Source organism: Dryocola clanedunensis subsp. sulfonylureivorans (assembly GCF_016756775.1).
GTDB classification, from domain to species: domain Bacteria; phylum Pseudomonadota; class Gammaproteobacteria; order Enterobacterales; family Enterobacteriaceae; genus Dryocola; species Dryocola clanedunensis.
Genome location: NZ_JAERMU010000004.1, coordinates 233102 through 250977, shown reverse-complemented (window position 1 = coordinate 250977; position 17876 = coordinate 233102). Strand labels below are relative to the sequence as shown.

The 17876-nt window shown below is 55.9% G+C and carries 18 protein-coding genes; 13 read left to right on the top strand and 5 right to left on the bottom strand.

Features of this window, described 5'->3' with window-relative positions:
- Positions 1-83: 83 nt before the first annotated feature.
- On the bottom strand, positions 84-851 hold the full coding sequence (locus HYQ67_RS05990) for an amidohydrolase (protein WP_202302336.1): 768 nt from the start codon (positions 849-851) through the stop codon (positions 84-86).
- 178 nt (positions 852-1029) lie between these two features.
- Positions 1030-3474, bottom strand: coding sequence for an acyl-CoA dehydrogenase FadE (gene fadE / locus HYQ67_RS05985; protein ID WP_202302334.1), 2445 nt, complete (start codon positions 3472-3474; stop codon positions 1030-1032).
- A 215-nt stretch (positions 3475-3689) separates the two neighbouring features.
- On the opposite strand from fadE, the gene lpcA reads away from it, so the two are divergent.
- Positions 3690-4271: a D-sedoheptulose 7-phosphate isomerase gene (gene lpcA, locus HYQ67_RS05980; protein WP_202302332.1), complete on the top strand. Its 582-nt coding sequence runs from the start codon at positions 3690-3692 to the stop codon at positions 4269-4271.
- Between the two features lie 77 nt (positions 4272-4348).
- Entirely contained in the window at positions 4349-5116 is a 768-nt protein-coding gene (locus HYQ67_RS05975; RefSeq protein WP_202302330.1) for a class II glutamine amidotransferase, read from the top strand.
- Here HYQ67_RS05975 and dpaA read toward each other — a convergent pair.
- Both dpaA and HYQ67_RS05965 read right to left on the bottom strand, forming a co-directional pair.
- Positions 5087-5824 carry a peptidoglycan meso-diaminopimelic acid protein amidase gene (gene dpaA, locus HYQ67_RS05970; protein WP_202302328.1) on the bottom strand — a complete coding sequence of 246 codons (738 nt, stop codon included), beginning with the start codon at positions 5822-5824 and terminating at the stop codon, positions 5087-5089. The two genes, HYQ67_RS05975 and dpaA, sit on opposite strands and share 30 nt — an antisense overlap.
- A gap of 85 nt (positions 5825-5909) precedes the next feature.
- Positions 5910-6125, bottom strand: coding sequence for a hypothetical protein (locus tag HYQ67_RS05965; protein ID WP_202302326.1), 216 nt, complete (start codon positions 6123-6125; stop codon positions 5910-5912).
- A gap of 182 nt (positions 6126-6307) precedes the next feature.
- On the opposite strand from HYQ67_RS05965, the gene HYQ67_RS05960 reads away from it, so the two are divergent.
- The 8 genes from HYQ67_RS05960 to dinB all read left to right on the top strand — a co-directional run bounded on the left by HYQ67_RS05960 (position 6308) and on the right by dinB (position 13702).
- Entirely contained in the window at positions 6308-7651 is a 1344-nt protein-coding gene (locus HYQ67_RS05960) for a Na(+)-translocating NADH-quinone reductase subunit A (RefSeq protein ID WP_202302324.1), read from the top strand.
- 3 nt (positions 7652-7654) lie between these two features.
- Positions 7655-8893 (top strand): NADH:ubiquinone reductase (Na(+)-transporting) subunit B, encoded by a 1239-nt coding sequence (locus HYQ67_RS05955; protein ID WP_202302322.1) that lies wholly within the window; start codon positions 7655-7657, stop codon positions 8891-8893.
- The gene (locus HYQ67_RS05950) at positions 8886-9680 is read left to right on the top strand and encodes a Na(+)-translocating NADH-quinone reductase subunit C (RefSeq protein ID WP_202302320.1); all 795 of its coding nucleotides are present in this window, start codon (positions 8886-8888) and stop codon (positions 9678-9680) included. Before HYQ67_RS05955 ends, HYQ67_RS05950 begins: the two co-directional genes overlap by 8 nt.
- Complete coding sequence (locus HYQ67_RS05945) at positions 9673-10311, top strand: NADH:ubiquinone reductase (Na(+)-transporting) subunit D (RefSeq protein ID WP_202302318.1); 639 nt, start codon at positions 9673-9675, stop codon at positions 10309-10311. Before HYQ67_RS05950 ends, HYQ67_RS05945 begins: the two co-directional genes overlap by 8 nt.
- Before the next feature lie 6 nt (positions 10312-10317).
- A complete protein-coding gene (nqrE, locus tag HYQ67_RS05940; protein WP_202302316.1) occupies positions 10318-10914 on the top strand; it encodes an NADH:ubiquinone reductase (Na(+)-transporting) subunit E in 597 nt (198 codons plus the stop codon).
- A 12-nt stretch (positions 10915-10926) separates the two neighbouring features.
- On the top strand, positions 10927-12150 hold the full coding sequence (gene nqrF, locus HYQ67_RS05935; RefSeq protein WP_202302314.1) for an NADH:ubiquinone reductase (Na(+)-transporting) subunit F: 1224 nt from the start codon (positions 10927-10929) through the stop codon (positions 12148-12150).
- 11 nt (positions 12151-12161) lie between these two features.
- Positions 12162-12386 carry a (Na+)-NQR maturation NqrM gene (gene nqrM, locus HYQ67_RS05930; RefSeq protein ID WP_202302312.1) on the top strand — a complete coding sequence of 75 codons (225 nt, stop codon included), beginning with the start codon at positions 12162-12164 and terminating at the stop codon, positions 12384-12386.
- 260 nt (positions 12387-12646) lie between these two features.
- Positions 12647-13702, top strand: a complete 1056-nt coding sequence (dinB, locus tag HYQ67_RS05925) for a DNA polymerase IV (RefSeq protein WP_202302425.1) — start codon at positions 12647-12649, stop codon at positions 13700-13702.
- A gap of 95 nt (positions 13703-13797) precedes the next feature.
- On the opposite strand, the gene pepD is transcribed toward dinB, so the two are convergent.
- Complete coding sequence (gene pepD / locus HYQ67_RS05920) at positions 13798-15255, bottom strand: beta-Ala-His dipeptidase (protein ID WP_202302310.1); 1458 nt, start codon at positions 15253-15255, stop codon at positions 13798-13800.
- Between the two features lie 254 nt (positions 15256-15509).
- Between pepD and gpt the strand changes: the two genes are divergently transcribed.
- The 3 genes from gpt (at position 15510) to crl (ending at position 17788) form a co-directional block, all read left to right on the top strand.
- Positions 15510-15968, top strand: a complete 459-nt coding sequence (gene gpt / locus HYQ67_RS05915; RefSeq protein ID WP_202302308.1) for a xanthine phosphoribosyltransferase — start codon at positions 15510-15512, stop codon at positions 15966-15968.
- A gap of 113 nt (positions 15969-16081) precedes the next feature.
- Positions 16082-17329: an esterase FrsA gene (frsA, locus tag HYQ67_RS05910; protein ID WP_202302307.1), complete on the top strand. Its 1248-nt coding sequence runs from the start codon at positions 16082-16084 to the stop codon at positions 17327-17329.
- 57 nt (positions 17330-17386) lie between these two features.
- Positions 17387-17788: a sigma factor-binding protein Crl gene (gene crl / locus HYQ67_RS05905; RefSeq protein WP_202302305.1), complete on the top strand. Its 402-nt coding sequence runs from the start codon at positions 17387-17389 to the stop codon at positions 17786-17788.
- The last annotated feature ends 88 nt before the right edge of the window (positions 17789-17876 follow it).

Sequence of the window (17876 nt, the reverse complement as noted above, 5' to 3'; positions counted from 1 at the left end):
CCGGCCCTCTCCCCCAGGAGAGGGAGAAAGCCGGGCCGTCCGTATATCCTCTGGGGGAGAGGGTTAGGGTGAGGGGAAAAAGACTATAAACTAAACGGATCCGCATCCTGCCAGGCCGGGAATTTCTCCCGGTACTCCTGCAGGGCGACCAGCGAGAGATCCGCATCCAGACGCGTGGCCTGATGAGCATCGGCGCTGGCGAGGATCTCACCCTGAGGATTGATAATTTTGCTGTCGCCGCGATAGTGGTGGCCGTTGCCATCCGTGCCTACGCGGTTGCAGCCTGCTACGTACGCCTGGTTTTCAATCGCACGCGCCACCAGCAGGCTCTGCCAGTGCAGGGAGCGTGGCGCGGGCCAGTTGGCGACGTACAGCGCCAGATCGTAATCGTTGCGGTTGCGTGACCAGACCGGGAAGCGCAGGTCGTAGCAGACCATCGGAAGAATGCGCCAGCCGCGCCACTCCACAACCACCCGCTCTTCGCCCGCCTGGTAGTGATGGTGCTCATCGGCCATGCGGAAGAGGTGGCGCTTATCGTAGAAATGTACTTTGCCATCCGGCTGGACGAGCAGAAAACGGTTTACCGGGCCGCGCTCGGTTTGCAGCGCTGCGCTACCCGCGATCATCGCCTGCGTCTGCTGGGCTTTGAACTGCATCCAGTCGATCACCTCTTCTTCCGCCAGCGACTGTTTTGCCGCCTCCATCGCGAAACCAGTGGTGAACATCTCGGGCAGAATAATCAGATCGCGGCCATGGATGCCGTCGAGCAGCACGTCGAAATGGCGCAGGTTGGCGGCGCCGTCCATCCAGACCAGCGGCTGTTGCAGTAGGGTAATTTTCAAGCCAGACACAATCGTGATCCCATCAGAGTCAGTATCTCTTCACTGTAGCATGAGAAATGCGGCTTTTTGTTAATGGCAAAGCATGGAAGTCAGGTTTTGTAGAGAGATAAGCGTCAGCGCCATCCACCCTTGACGATCTTTTAGCAATAAAAAACCCCGCGAACGGGGTTTTTAAACTTCAGGTTAATTAAGCCGCTTCAACCTTGCGGTGTTTCTCCGGCAGCTTTACCGGCTTAGTCGCCAGGTCCTCTGGTTCGAACTCATCGACGTTAATACTGCGCAGGCGGCTGGTTTCGGCGGTGGTGAGAATAGCCGCTTCTTCCGCGTTGATTTTCCCCTCTGCCAGCCACTGTTTCGCCTGTTCGTCCAGGCGGGTGAACGGCAGATTGTGGCCAATCTCTTTACACACGCGCAGATGGATTGGCTCGGCGGCCATCACGTCCAGCAGCGCCTGCTCCAGCAGACCGGCCGGATTGTGCTCGCTCGGCGTCAGATACTGGCCGCGGCCAATACGAGAGCGCGTTGCTGAAGGCACCTGCATGATTTTCGCCAGCTGGTGATCAAGTCTGTCGGACGGCGCATCGTAACGGCGGCCGAGCGGGAAGATAACCAGGCGCATTGCCCCGGCAATAAAGCCGTTCGGGAAGTTGCGCAGCAGATCGTCAATCGCCTGCTCTGCCTGGAACAGCGCATCCTGCACGCCCCAGTGAACCAGCGGCAGATCCGCCTCGTTACGGCCTTCATCGTCGTAGCGTTTCAGCACCGCAGAGGCCAGATAAAGCTGGCTCAGCACATCACCCAGACGGGCGGAGATGCGTTCGCGACGCTTCAGGCTGCCGCCCAGCACCGCCATAGAAACGTCAGACAGCAGCGCCAGGTTGGCGCTCAGGCGGTTCAGATGCTGATAATAACGTTTGGTGGCGTCACGGGTTGGCGTGGCGCTGGTTAAGCCGTTGGTCAGGCCCAGCCACAGGCTGCGCATCTTGTTGCTGCCCACGTGGCCGATGTGTTTGAACAGCAGCTTGTCGAAAGCGTTAACGTCGTTGGTCTGTGCCGCCGCCATCTCTTCGAGCACGTAAGGATGGCAGCGAATGGCCCCCTGGCCGAAGATGATCATGCTGCGGGTGAGAATGTTTGCGCCTTCTACCGTAATGGCGATAGGTGCGCCCTGGTAGGCTCGGGCCGCAAAGTTGGAGTCACCCAGCATGATGCCTTTCCCGCCGAGGATATCCATCGCGTCGAGAATGGAGCGCTGACCGCGATGGGTACAGTGATACTTCACAATGGCGGACAGCACCGCTGGTTTTTCGCCCAGCACGATGCCGTAGGTGATGAGTGATGCAGCCGCATCCATTACGTAGGCGTTACCCGCAATACGCGCCAGCGGCTCTTCAATCCCTTCCATCTTACCGATAGAGATTCTGAACTGGCGGCGAATGTGTGCATACGCCCCGGTCGCCATAGCAACAGATTTCAGGCCACCGGTCGCATTCGACGGCAGGGTGATGCCGCGCCCCACGGACAGGCACTCAACCAGCATGCGCCAGCCCTGGCCGGCCATTTTCGGGCCGCCGATGATGTAATCGATCGGCACGAAGATATCGTTGCCGCGCGTCGGGCCGTTCTGGAACGGAACGTTGAGCGGGAAGTGACGTTTGCCGATTTCAACGCCGGGGGTATGGGTCGGGATCAGCGCGCAGGTAATGCCCAGTTCTTCTTCGTCGCCCAGCAGATGGTCCGGGTCAGATAGCTTAAAGGCCAGCCCCAGAACGGTAGCGATAGGTGCCAGCGTAATATAGCGCTTGTTCCACGTCAGGCGCATGCCCAGCACCTGCTGGCCCTGCCATTCGCCCATGCAGACGACGCCGATATCAGGGATGGCACCCGCATCGGAACCTGCTTCCGGGCTGGTCAGCGCGAAGCAAGGGATCTCCTGGCCGCGTGCCAGACGGGGCAGATAGTGATCTTTTTGCTCTTCGGTACCGTAGTGCTGAAGCAGCTCGCCCGGGCCTAAAGAGTTAGGCACGCCGACGGTGATCGCGAGGATCCCCGAGACGCCGGAAAGCTTTTGCAGCACGCGAGCCTGAGCGTAAGCCGAAAACTCCAGCCCGCCGTACTCTTTCTTGATGATCATCGCAAAGAAGCGATGCTCTTTCAGGTACGCCCACAGCTCCGGCGGCAGATCGGCCAGCTCATGGGTAATCTGGAAGTCGCTTGCCATGCGGCAGGCTTCTTCAACCGGGCCGTCAATAAACGCCTGCTCTTCGGCTGTCAGCTTAGGCTGCGGGTAATTATGCAGCTTTTCCCAGTCCGGTTTGCCACGGAACAGATCGCCTTCCCACCAGGTGGTGCCCGCGTCGATCGCTTCTTTTTCAGTGCGGGACATCGGCGGCATCACCTTACGGAAGCCCTTGAACACCGGTGCTGAAATCAGCGATTTACGCAGCGGGGTAAAGACCAGCGGTAACAGAATAATGGCCAGCGGCACCAGCACCCAGAAGGACCAGATACCGGCAAAACCAAGGGCCGCCGTCCACGCGAGGAGGAGGGCGCTGCTCAGCAGCAGATTGACCTGGTGATAAAACAGCACACCGAGGAGAACAACGGTTGCAACAACACTCAAAATCAACATAACGAAAGCTCCCTTGCTTGTAGGAGGTCTGACCACTTGTGATGTATTGGTTTTAGTGTATGTGCATTTTTTTATCAATGTGTTTACAAAATAATTACAACCTGGCTCACATTGTTGCCGCGCTGACATCCAAAAGCAGGAGGATATGGCGCTTCTCGCGCTATCCGGTAAACTGCATGGGTTTACTCAATCAATAAATACTGAAGGATATCCTCATGTACCAGGATCTTATTCGTAACGAATTGAATGAAGCCGCCGAGACGCTGGCTAACTTCCTGAAAGATGACGCCAATATTCATGCTATTCAGCGTGCAGCCGTGTTGCTGGCGGACAGCTTTAAGGCCGGCGGTAAAGTGCTCTCCTGCGGCAACGGTGGCTCCCACTGCGACGCGATGCACTTTGCAGAAGAGCTGACGGGCCGCTATCGCGAAAACCGTCCGGGCTACCCGGCGATTGCGATTTCTGACGTCAGCCACATCTCCTGCGTGAGCAACGACTTCGGTTACGACTACATCTTCTCCCGCTATCTGGAAGCGGTTGGCCGTGAGGGCGACGTGCTGCTGGGTATCTCTACCTCCGGCAACTCCGCAAACGTCATCAAAGCGATTGAAGCGGCGCGTGAGAAGGGCATGAAGGTCATCACGCTGACCGGCAAAGACGGCGGCAAAATGGCGGGTACGGCGGATATCGAAATTCGTGTGCCGCACTTCGGCTATGCGGATCGCATTCAGGAAATTCACATCAAAGTGATCCACATCCTGATCCAGCTTATCGAAAAAGAGATGGTTAAGGCTTAAGGCTTTGACGCTTCGCTATCGTGGCCGTAGGGCGGATAAGCGAAGCGTCATCCGCCGGTAATTTGGGGGAGGTAAAAATGTGCGAACTGCTCGGGATGAGCGCCAATGTACCAACGGATATCTGCTTTAGCTTTACCGGTCTGGTGCAGCGTGGTGGCGGAACGGGTCCCCATAAAGATGGGTGGGGAATTACCTTCTATGAAGGTAAAGGCTGCCGCACGTTCAAAGATCCCCAGCCGAGCTTTAACTCACCGGTAGCCAGGCTAGTGCAGGAATACCCAATTAAGTCCTGCTCTGTCGTCGCGCATATTCGTCAGGCTAACCGTGGCAAAGTCGCGCTGGAAAATACCCATCCCTTTACCCGTGAGCTGTGGGGCCGTAACTGGACCTATGCCCATAACGGGCAGCTCAAGGGACACCGCACGCTGGACACCGGGCCGTTTCGTCCGATTGGCGAAACGGACAGCGAACAGGCGTTTTGCTGGCTACTGCATAAGCTGACGCAGCGTTATCCCCGCACGCCGGGCAACATGCAGGCGGTATTCCGCTACATCACCGAGCTGGCGGCGGAGCTGCGCGAAAAAGGCGTGTTTAACATGCTGCTTTCTGATGGTCGCTATGTGATGGCGTTCTGCTCCACAAACCTTCACTGGATAACCCGTCGGGCACCGTTTGGCGTGGCAAAACTGTTGGATCAGGATGTGGAGATCGACTTTCAGGAAGAGACCACGCCAAATGATGTGGTCTCTGTCATTGCGACTCAGCCGCTGACGGGTAACGAAACCTGGCACAAGATTGCGCCAGGGGAATCGGTACTATTTTGTCTCGGTGAGCGAATAGTTTGAGGCGAGCTGCGGTTGCGCCGTTGGCGTGACCGGTTTGCTGATGACATAGTTACCGCTGATCACTGACACGCCAGGCGGCTGATGATTGGCGGTAAAGTAGTCATAGCCAGGCTTCAGCTGTTTCCAGAAGTTGATGTAGTAAGAGTGCTTATAGCGTTCCATATTCGCGTCCGTCATGCGGAACGGATAGATACTGACCTGCACCCTCGGCTGGCCAAACACCAGCGCACCGGTGACAAACTGGAAAATCTCATCGATATTGCTGTCGGTCATGGCGTAGCAGCCAACGGACACGCAGGCACCGTGAATCATCAGATACTGGCCCTGATAACCGTGCGAACGGTCGTAGGCGTTCGGGAAACCAATATTAATGGCTTTATAAAAGCGGCTGTCTGGCTTGAGCTGGCTGCGATCCACGCTGTAGAACCCTTCCGGACTCTTAAAGTCGCCCTGGCGCTGTTTCGGCCCCAGACCTCCAGAATAGTTACAGATGCGGTAACTGTTGAGCAGCTGATACTGTTCGCCCATCTTTACGTAGAGCTCAAGCGTGCGCTCTTCTTTAAAGATCTGAATATAAACGGGCGAACCCATCAACTGTTGCTTGAATTCTTTGCTGCCGGGCGTCGTGGTGGTATTGCCATTAAGAAAACTGGCAAACGACATGAATGGCATCAAAAGCATCGCAATAACGAGTGCGATCTTGGGCATACTGCATGATTCCTTGATAAACCTGTAACCAAATGCCAGGACGGCACAAAAGACCCTGAATCAGACTAATCCGTATTCGGTGCGCTCACATTAGCACCATCAATAAAATTCGCAAGAGCCAGTCGCGAGTTTCCAGACAACTGAACGTAATAAATTTGCCGATAAAGTAAAAGAGTTGTTGTTTTTGCGTAATAGCTCGCATTGCGGGCCTTAACTTTGCCCATTTATCCCCCTTCTTGCCGCCAATAATGCTAAAATCCCCGCGAATGATGACCTGCGGATAAGAAAGGACGCTTTCCATAAGTCTTATACCCTGAGCGTAGCCGGGTTGGCTTAGTTCCTGTCAAGCGTTTCGAATGGATGCAATTCCCCGCTTTCTTACCTGTCTGGCGTGTTGTCGTGGTTGAGAAAAGACTCAGCCCATTCGTTGTCGGCTAGCGTTTTTGTCGGTTTTTAATAGCCTATTTTACACGTGATAACCTTATGATAAAAATCAGAAAAGGTCTTGATTTGCCCATCGCCGGCCTGCCCGAGCAGCAAATCTATGATGGACCAACGATTACACAGGTTGCCTTACTCGGCGAAGAGTACGCAGGTATGCGTCCTTCTATGCTGGTTAAAGAAGGTGACAGCGTTCTGAAGGGACAGCCCCTTTTTGAAGATAAACGCAATCCGGGTGTGATGTTCACCGCCCCTGCCAGCGGCATCGTCAGCGCGATTCATCGCGGCGAACGTCGTGTGCTGCAGGCCGTCGTGATTAATGTGCAGGGTGAGGAAGCTGTTGCTTTTGAACGTCATGCACCAGAATCACTGGCAACCCTCCCTCGGGAGGAAGTTCAGGCCCAGCTGCTCTCCTCTGGCTTATGGACGGCGATGCGTACTCGTCCATTTAGCAAAACGCCGCTGCCTGGCACTGTTCCCGCGGCTATTTTTGTCACGGCCATGGACACCAATCCGCTGGCGGCAGACCCACAGCCCATCATCCTTGCCCATCGTCAAATGTTCGATGCGGGCCTGACGCTGCTGTCGCGCCTGACGGACGGTAAAGTCCATGTGTGCCAGGCCGGTGGCGGCAAGCTGGGTGGTCATCCCGTTGGGCAGGTGACCTTTAATGAGTTTGCCGGGCCGCATCCCGCGGGGTTGGCGGGTACTCACATTCATTTCATCGAGCCGGTTAGCCTGCATAAGCAGGTGTGGCACCTGAACTACCAGGACGTCATTGCCATCGGCAAGCTGTTCATTGAAGGCGAGTTGTGGAACGAGCGCATCATTTCGCTGGCGGGTCCGCAGGTGAAGACCCCGCGTCTGATCCGTACCTGTCTGGGTGCCTCTACCGTTGAGCTGACCTGCAATGAACTGCAGGAAGGGGAAAACCGTGTTGTGTCCGGTTCGGTGCTGAGCGGCGTTAACGCCAGCGGCCCACATGCCTGGCTCGGTCGTTTCCATTTGCAGATTACCGTGCTGGTAGAAGGGCGCGAGAAAGAGCTTTTCGGCTGGGTAAAACCGGGTGCCGATAAATTCTCCATCACGCGTACTACGCTTGGCCACTTCCTGAAACGCAAACTGTTCAACTTCTCGACCGATACCAACGGCGGCGAGCGCTCAATGGTGCCCATCGGCAACTATGAACGCGTGATGCCGCTGGATATCCTGCCAACCATGCTGCTGCGTGATTTGCTGGCGGGTGACACAGACAGCGCGCAGGCGCTGGGCTGCCTGGAACTGGATGAAGAAGATCTGGCGCTTTGTACCTATGTTTGCCCCGGGAAGTACGAGTATGGCCCGGTGCTACGCGAGGTCTTAACCCGCATTGAGCAGGAAGGATAACTCATGGGCCTGAAGCAACTCTTTGAAAAAATCGAGCCGCACTTCACGAAGGGCGGCAAATTAGAAAAGTACTACCCGCTGTATGAAGCAACGGCCACGGTGTTCTACACGCCGGGTCTGGTGACGCCGGGTGCGTCCCACGTGCGCGACGCCATCGATCTGAAACGTATGATGATCCTGGTATGGTTCGCGGTCTTCCCGGCCATGTTCTGGGGCATGTACAACGTGGGGATGCAGACTATCCCGGCGCTGAACAAGCTCTACGGGCCGGAACAGCTTCAGCAGGTTATCTCGGCGGACTGGCACTATGCCCTGGCGCAGATGCTGGGGGTCAGCTTTACCCCGGATGCCGGCTGGCTGAGCATGATGACGCTCGGCGCGGTTTTCTTCCTGCCGATTTATATCACCGTCTTCCTGGTCGGTGGTTTCTGGGAAGTGCTGTTCTCCATCGTTCGCAAACATGAAATTAACGAAGGCTTCTTTGTTACCTCCATCCTGTTTGCGCTGGTGGTGCCGCCAACGCTGCCGCTCTGGCAGGCCGCACTGGGTATCAGCTTCGGTGTGGTCATTGCCAAAGAGATCTTCGGCGGCACGGGGCGTAACTTCCTGAACCCGGCGCTTGCTGGCCGTGCTTTCCTCTTCTTTGCCTATCCGGCGCAGATTTCTGGCGACCTGGTGTGGACGGCGGCAGACGGTTTCTCCGGTGCGACGCCGCTTTCACAGTGGTCTCACGGCGGCGGCGAAGCGCTGGTCAACGTGGTGACCGGGCAGCCGGTGACCTGGATGGACGCCTTCCTGGGCAATATTCCTGGCTCTATCGGTGAAGTCTCCACGCTGATGATCCTGATCGGCGGTGCCATTATTCTGTTTGGCCGAGTCGCCTCCTGGCGCATCGTAGCTGGCGTCATGATCGGCATGATTGCCACCGCAACGCTGTTTAACTTCATCGGTTCCGACACCAACCCGCTGTTCGCCATGCCGTGGTACTGGCATCTGGTGCTGGGGGGCTTTGCATTCGGCATGATGTTTATGGCCACCGACCCGGTTTCCGCCTCCTTTACCAATAAAGGGAAGTGGTGGTACGGGACGCTTATCGGCGTGATGTGCGTGCTGATTCGCGTGGTTAACCCAGCCTATCCGGAAGGGATGATGCTGGCGATTCTGTTCGCCAACCTCTTTGCACCGCTGTTCGACTATGTGGTGGTGCAGGCCAATATCAAGCGGAGGAAATCGCGTGGCTGACGTAAAAAGTAACGATAGCATCGGCAGAACGCTGTTGGTGGTGCTGGTGCTTTGCCTGGTGTGTTCCATCGTGGTGGCGGGTTCAGCCGTTGGCCTGAAGTCGCGCCAGCAGGAACAAAAGGCCCTGGACAAGCAGCGTAACATCCTCGATGTGGCAGGGCTTGCGGTACCGAAAATGACCGGTGAAGAGGTGAAAACCACCTTCGAATCCCGCATTACCCCGCGCCTGTTGGATCTGAAATCCGGTGAAATGCTGGACAAAGACCCGGCCAAATTCGATCTGGCTGCTGCCCTGCGCGACCCGCAACAAAGCGTCGAACTTACCGAAAGCGAAGACCGCGCAGGTATCAAACGCCGCAGCAACGTCGTGGAAATTTATCTGGTACGCGACGAGCAAAATAAGGTGCAGGAAGTCGTGCTGCCGGTCTACGGTAAAGGCCTGTGGTCGATGATGAACGCCTTTGTTGCGCTGAATACCGACGGCCGCACCATTAAAGGCATCACCTACTACGATCAGGGTGAAACCCCAGGTCTGGGGGGGGAAGTTGAGAACCCAAACTGGCGTGCCCAGTTCATCGGCAAAAAGCTGCTGGATGAAAACGGTAAGCCGGCGCTGCGTGTCGTGAAAGGCGGCGCGCGCCAGGGGGATGAATACGGCGTAGACGGTCTGTCCGGCGCAACGCTGACGTCAAACGGTGTACAACACACTTTCGATTTCTGGATGGGCGAGCTCGGTTTCGGCCCGTTCCTGAAACAGGTTCGTGAAGGAGCGCTTAACAATGGCTGATATCGCAGGCATGAAAGAAGTTAAGCGGGTACTGGTCAGCCCGCTGGTGGACAACAACCCAATCGCGCTGCAAATCCTTGGGGTTTGTTCGGCGCTGGCGGTCACCACCAAGCTGGAAACAGCCTTTGTGATGACGATTGCGGTGACGCTGGTGACGGCGTTCTCCAGCATGTTTATCTCGATGATCCGCAACTTCATCCCGAACAGCGTGCGCATCATTGTGCAGATGGCGATCATTGCCTCGCTGGTGATCGTGGTCGATCAGATCCTGCGTGCTTACGCTTATGAGATCTCCAAGCAGCTGTCGGTTTTCGTTGGCTTAATCATCACCAACTGTATCGTAATGGGCCGCGCAGAAGCTTACGCCATGAAGTCTCCGCCGCTGGCGAGCTTTATGGACGGCATCGGCAACGGTCTGGGCTACGGCGTGATCCTGCTGCTGGTGGGCTTCCTGCGTGAGCTGATTGGCAGCGGCAAACTGTTTGGCGTCACCGTCCTGCAAACCGTGCAGAACGGCGGCTGGTATCAGCCAAACGGCATCTTCCTGCTGGCGCCAAGCGCGTTCTTTATTATTGGCTTGTTGATTTGGGCGCTTCGCACCTGGAAGCCGGCCCAACAGGAAAAGGATTAACAGACCATGGAACATATGATCAGTCTGTTCGTGCGGGCGGTGTTTATTGAAAACATGGCGCTCGCCTTCTTCCTCGGCATGTGTACTTTCCTTGCCGTATCGAAGAAAGTCTCCACCGCGTTTGGCCTGGGCATTGCCGTTACGGTGGTGCTGGGTATCTCCGTACCGGCCAACAACCTGGTGTATAACCTGGTGCTGCGCGACGGAGCGCTGGTGGAAGGGGTGGATCTCAGCTTCCTGAACTTCATCACCTTTATCGGCGTGATTGCGGCGCTGGTGCAGATCCTTGAGATGATCCTCGATCGTTTCTTCCCGGCGCTTTACAACGCCCTGGGCATCTTTCTGCCGCTTATCACCGTGAACTGCGCCATCTTCGGCGGCGTGTCGTTCATGGTGCAGCGTGACTACAACTTCAGCGAATCCATCGTTTACGGCTTTGGCTCCGGCATCGGCTGGATGCTGGCGATTGTCGCTATGGCCGGAATCCGCGAGAAGATGAAGTACGCCAACGTGCCCGCAGGCCTGCGCGGCTTAGGGATCACCTTTATCACCACCGGATTGATGGCGCTGGGCTTCATGTCATTCTCCGGCGTGCAGCTATAAGGGCGGAAAGTTATGGAAATTATTCTTGGCGTGGTGATGTTCACGCTGATCGTGCTGGCGCTGGCGCTGCTGATTTTGTTTGCCAAATCAAAACTGGTGAACTCCGGCGACGTGCTAATTGAAGTCAACAACGATGCGGACAAACAGTTCCACGCTCCGGCGGGCGACAAGCTGCTCAACACGCTTTCAAGCCAGGGGATCTTTATCTCCTCGGCCTGCGGCGGCGGCGGCTCCTGTGGTCAGTGCCGGGTGAAAATCAAAGAGGGCGGCGGCGATATTCTGCCCACCGAACTGTCCCATATCAGCAAGCGCGAAGCCAAAGAGGGCTGCCGTCTGGCCTGTCAGGTCGCCGTGAAGCAGGATATGAAAATTGAGCTGCCGGAGGAGATCTTCGGCGTGAAGAAGTGGGAATGCGAAGTTATCTCCAACGATAACAAAGCGACGTTCATTAAAGAGCTGAAGCTGCGCATTCCTGACGGCGACGTGGTGCCGTTCCGTGCGGGGGGCTACATTCAAATTGAATCGCCGCCGCACGAAGTTAACTACGCCGACTTCGACGTGCCGGAAGAGTACCGCGGTGACTGGAACAAATTTAATCTGTTCCGCTTTAAGTCGGTGGTCAAAGAACCGTGCGTGCGTGCTTACTCCATGGCGAACTATCCGGAAGAAGAGGGCATTATCATGCTCAACGTCCGTATCGCCACGCCGCCGCCGAACGTGCCGGATGCACCGCCGGGGATCATGTCCTCGTATATCTGGTCGCTGAAAGCGGGCGATAAAGTGACGATTTCCGGGCCGTTTGGTGAATTCTTTGCCAAAGATACCGACGCGGAAATGGTGTTTATCGGCGGTGGTGCGGGTATGGCACCGATGCGCTCCCATATCTTCGACCAGCTTAAGCGTCTGAACAGCAAGCGCAAAATCAGCTTCTGGTACGGTGCGCGCTCGCTGCGCGAAATGTTCTATGAAGATGAGTTTGAGCAGCTGGCGCGTGACAACCCGAACTTCACCTTCAACGTGGCGCTTTCCGATCCGCAGCCGGAAGACAACTGGACGGGCTACACTGGCTTTATCCACAACGTGCTGCTGGAAAACTATCTGCGTAACCACCCGGCACCGGAAGACTGTGAGTTCTACATGTGCGGACCGCCGATGATGAACGCCGCGGTCATTAAAATGCTTAAAGACCTGGGCGTAGAGGATGAGAACATCATGCTCGACGACTTCGGCGGCTGACAGGAGCGCCTATGCTGACCGTTTTTATTGCCACCTTTGCGATATTCCTGCTGGTTGTGTTTGGGATGTCGCTGGGCTTTATCGTGAAGCGGAAATCCATTCAGGGCAGCTGCGGCGGTATCGCAGCGCTCGGGATGGAAAAGGTCTGCAACTGCCCGGAACCCTGCGACGCGCGTAAAAAACGCATGGCGCAGGCAGAAAGGCAGGCCAGATACAAAGACCGGCAAATTCTTTAGTCTTGTTAGATGGCGCTGCGCTTATCTAACCTACGCTTGTTTTCCGTAGGCAGGATAAGCGCAGCGTCATCCGACAATTCTCCCTAGATCCCCGAATTATCGTAGGTCGGATAAGCGCAGCGTCATCCGACGAGCCTCCGAGATCCCCGAATTATCGTAGGTCGGATAAGCGAAGCGTCATCCGACAATCCCCCAACGAATTGCCATGCTCACACTTTTAACTGTATACTTATCCAGTTAAATAACCGAGCCAGATGAGTATGCGCAAAATCATTCATGTCGATATGGACTGCTTCTTTGCCGCCGTTGAGATGCGTGATAATCCAGCCCTGCGTGATATTCCGCTGGCGATAGGCGGCAGCACCCAGCGCCGCGGCGTGATCAGCACCGCCAACTATCCGGCGCGTAAATACGGCGTCCACAGCGCAATGGCTACGGCCACGGCACTGAAGCTCTGCCCGCATCTCACGCTTTTACCCGGTCGTTTTGACGCTTACAAAGAAGCCTCGAACCACATCCGGGAAATCTTCTCCCGCTACACCACGCTGATTGAACCGCTGTCGCTCGATGAAGCTTATCTGGACGTGTCTGACAGCCCACACTGTCACGGCTCGGCCACGTTAATGGCCCGTGAAATCCGCCAGGCTATCTCTGACGAGCTGAACCTCACCGCTTCTGCGGGCATCGCGCCGGTTAAATTCCTCGCCAAAATCGCCTCCGATCTCAACAAGCCCAACGGCCAGTATGTGATCACGCCTGAAGACGTGCCTGTGTTCCTCGAGACTTTACCCCTCGCTAAAATACCCGGCGTAGGCAAAGTCACCGCGGGCAAGCTTGAAAGCCTGGGGCTGCGTACCTGTGCCGACGTGCAGAAAACCGATCTTGCCTCGCTGCTCAAGCGCTTCGGCAAATTTGGACGAGTGATCTGGGAGCGCAGCCAGGGCATCGACGAGCGGCAAATCAGCAACGACAGGCAGCGCAAATCCATAGGCGTGGAGCGAACGCTGGCGGAGGATATTCACGAGTGGGAAGACTGCGAGGCCATCATCGAACAGCTGTATCCGGAGCTGGAAAGAAGGCTGACAAAAGAGAGGCCGGACTTACTGATTGCCCGTCAGGGCATCAAACTCAAATTTAACGATTTCCAGCAAACCACTCAGGAACACGTCTGGCCGCAGCTGAACAAAGAAGACCTGATAGCCACCGCAGGAAAAACATGGGATGAGCGCCGGGGAGGGAGAGGCGTGAGGCTGGTGGGGTTACACGTGACGCTGCTGGATCCGCAGCTGGAGCGGCAGCTATTGCTGGGGCTGTGAAATGACCCTCACCCTAACCCTCTCCCTAAAAGGGAGAGGGGACTTTCATTGCTCCCTCGCCCCTTAGGGGAGAGGGCCGGGGTGAGGGGATAAGCTTACTTCGCAGGAATCGCTTTCAGCAGTTCGGTCAGCAGGATCCAGTACTGGCCCACGCTTGCGATATGCACCTGCTCATCCGGAGAGTGCGGCCCGGTAATGGTTGGCCCAATAGACACCATATCCATCTCCGGATAAGGCTTCTTGAACAGACCACATTCCAGACCCGCATGGATAACCATGATGTTCGGCGTCTTGTTGAACAGCTTCTGGTAGGTTTCACGAACCAGCGCCATCACCGGGGAAGCCGCATCCGGCTGCCAGCCCGGGTAGCTGCCTTTGGCAACGGTCTGCGCGCCAGCCAGCTGGCCTACGGATTCCAGCATGCTCACCACGTAGTCTTTACCGGTATCGATGAGGGAACGGATCAGACAGATGATTTCCGCGCTCTCTTCGCTCAGGGTAACCACGCCCACGTTCAGGGAAGTTTCAACCACGCCTTTCACCGCATCGGAGTTGCGGATCACGCCGTTTGGCGTGGCGTTCAGCAGCTTGATAAAGGTGTCGCGGCTGTTTGCCGTCAGGGCAGCTTTATCCGTGCTGGTTGCTTCGACCAGAACGGTGGTGTTTTTCTCCACCGCGCCCAGCTCGTTTTGCAGGATTGCCAGATACTGGCCGGCTAGATCTTTCAGCTGCGCCGCTTTAGCCGCAGGCACGGCCAGCACGGCTGAGCCTTCGCGTGGGATGGCATTACGCAGGGTGCCGCCGCTGAAGTCGATCAGACGTGCGTCCAGCTCCGCCGCGTGGGCAGACAGGAAGCGGGCCAGCAGCTTGTTGGCGTTGCCTAAACCCAGGTGGATTTCTGCGCCGGAGTGACCGCCCTTCAGGCCTTTAATCGTCAGCTTGAAGGTGTCGAAACCAGCCGGTACGGCTTCACGCTGCACTGGCAGGGTGGAGATAAAATCAATCCCGCCCGCGCAGCCCATGTAGATTTCACCCTCTTCTTCGGAGTCGGTGTTAATCAGGATATCGGCCTGCAACCAGCCAGTCTGAAGGCCAAAAGCCCCGTCCATTCCGGCTTCTTCGGTCATGGTCAGCAGCACTTCCAGCGGGCCGTGGGCCACGGTGTCGTCTGCCAGTACAGCCAGCGCGGACGCCATGCCGATACCGTTATCCGCACCCAGCGTGGTGCCGCGAGCTTTCACCCACTCGCCATCAACGTACGGCTGGATAGGATCTTTAGTAAAGTCGTGCACGGTATCGTTGTTTTTCTGCGGCACCATATCGAGGTGCGCCTGCAGAACAACCGGTTTACGGTTTTCCATACCGGCGGTGGCAGGTTTGCGAATCAGGATGTTACCCACCTGGTCGCGTTCAACGTGCAGGCCCTTTTCTTTTGCCCAGGACAGAATGTGTTCCGCCAGTTGCTCTTCATGATAAGAGGGGTGCGGAATGGAACAGATTTTGGCAAAAATATCCCACAGCGGCTGCGGAGATAATTGAGACAATTCAGACACGTTAAGTCTCCCAGGAATTTAATTTTTGGCACGCTGGTCACAGTCCGGACCAGGCTCATTTACACTGCAAGCGGGGCTTGCGCGATGGTCTGAGAATACCACTAACTCTCAGGTTGTGACGACCCAATCCACTTAAAAACCGCTGCTGTCGGCCCGCAACGCTGGTTTTTAGTGCGTCAGATCTCTATAATCTCGCGCAACCAAAACCCCTTTGAACATTTTTAAGCCGTTAACAATAGGCCGGGATACATCACATGAGCGAAAAATACGTCGTCACCTGGGACATGTTGCAGATTCACGCGCGCAAGCTGGCCAGCCGCCTGCTGCCTGCAGAACAGTGGAAAGGCATCATTGCCGTTAGCCGTGGCGGTCTGGTTCCAGGCGCTCTGCTGGCACGTGAACTGGGTATTCGTCATGTTGATACCGTCTGTATCTCCAGCTACGACCACGACAACCAGCGCGAGCTGACCGTCCTGAAGCGTGCTGAAGGCGACGGCGAAGGTTTTATCGTGATTGACGATCTGGTTGATACTGGCGGCACCGCCGTTGCGATTCGCGAAATGTACCCGAAAGCGCATTTCGTCACTATCTTCGCCAAGCCAGCAGGCCAACCGCTGGTTGACGACTACGTGATTGATATCCCGCAGGACACCTGGATCGAGCAGCCGTGGGATATGGGTGTTGTATTTGTGCCGCCATTAGCCGGTCGTTAATACATTCATCCTTTGCATAGATTTACGCCCGGCTAAGCCGGGCGTTTCTGTTTTTTAGCCGCCGACAGAGTACAATGCTGCATTCCTGACGTTTTCATGGAGGCAGACAAGCGATGTCACAGGTCAATCTGAGCGAAGAGCTGTTCAAACCCCGTTTTAAACACCCCGAAACCTCGACGCTAATCCGTCGCGCCCGACATCATTCTGCCCCCAATATTCAGTCCGCCCTGGACGGCAAAACCGTTCCGCACTGGTACCGTATGGTTAATCGCCTGATGTGGATCTGGCGTGGCGTAGATCCGCGTGAAATTCTTGACGTTCAGGCCCGCATCGCCTGCTGCAAAGAAGAGCGCACTAACGACGATCTGTTCGATACCGTTGTGGGCTACCGTGGCGGCAACTGGATTTACGAATGGTCGAAGCAGGCGATGATGTGGCAGCAAAAAGCCAATCAGGAAACCGATCCCGCGAAAGTAGGTAAGCACTGGCTCCAGGCTGCCAACCTCTACAGCATTGCGGCCTATCCGCATCTGAAAGGCGATCCACTGGCAGAGCAGGCGCAAGTGCTTGCTAACCGTGCGTTTGAAGAAGCCGCGCCGCGCCTGTCCGGCGATCTGCGCGAGCTGGAGTTCTCCATCAGCGGCGGGGGGGCAATCACCGGCTTCCTGCATATGCCGAAAGGGGCCACCGGGCCGCAGCCAACGGTATTGATGTGCGGTGGGCTGGACGCGCTGCAAAGCGACTACTACTCCCTGTTTGAAAAGTACTTAGCCCCGCAGGGCATCGCGATGCTGACGATTGATATGCCGTCGGTCGGCTACTCCTCAAAATGGAAGCTGACCCAGGATTCCAGCCAGCTACATCAGCATGTGCTAAAGGCGCTGCCCAATATACCGTGGGTGGACCACACCCGCGTCGCCGCATTTGGCTTCCGCTTCGGGGCAAACGTCGCCGTACGTCTTGCTTACCTTGAAGCGCCGCGCCTGAAAGCCGTCGCCTGTCTTGGCCCGGTGGTGCACAGTCTGCTAAGCGACCCTGTACGCCAGGCGCAGGTGCCGGAAATGTACATTGACGTTCTTGCCAGCCGCTTAGGCATGTACGATGCGTCGGACAGCGCATTGAGCGTTGAGCTGAACCGTTACTCTCTCAAGACACAAGGGTTGCTGGGCCGACGTTGCCCAACGCCAATGCTGTCTGGCTACTGGGCCAACGATCCGTTCAGCTCGGAGGAGGAGTCCCGTTTAATCACTTCGTCATCTGTAGATGGCAAATTGTTGTCGATCCCCTTCAACCCCGTGTATAAGAATTTTGACAATGCCTTAAAAGAAATCACGGTATGGATCAAACAGAGATTACGTTAAAAATTTGCTAAATCTTAACGGTTTGGTAAAACAGTGGCTTCACAACAGGAGATCGCAATGACGTTACCGAGTGGACACCCGAAAGGAAGATTGATCAAAAAGTTTGCCGCCCTTGGCCCGTACATCCGGGAAGAGCAGTGTGAGGGCAACCGTTTCTTCTTCGACTGCCTGGCAGTATGCGTCAACGTGAAACCTGCGCCGGAGAAACGCGAGTTCTGGGGATGGTGGATGGAGCTGGAAGCACAGGAAAAGCAGTTTACCTATACCTGGCACTTTGGTTTGTTCGATCAGGACGGAAAATGGACGCCGACCGCCTCGAAAGACAAAGAAGTGGAAGACAGGCTCGAAGTGACGCTGCGTGGTTTCCACGAACGTTTACGTGATTTGTTAAAAACATTAAATCTGGATCTGGTGCCTGCCAAAGATTTTGCTGAAAAGCCCGTTAAGCTTTCAGCGTGAGGTTTTTAAAAATAAAAAGCCCTTTTTAATAAAGGGCTTTTTTATTTGTATTTTTACGACAGATAACTGAAGCGTTCTCCGCCGTTAA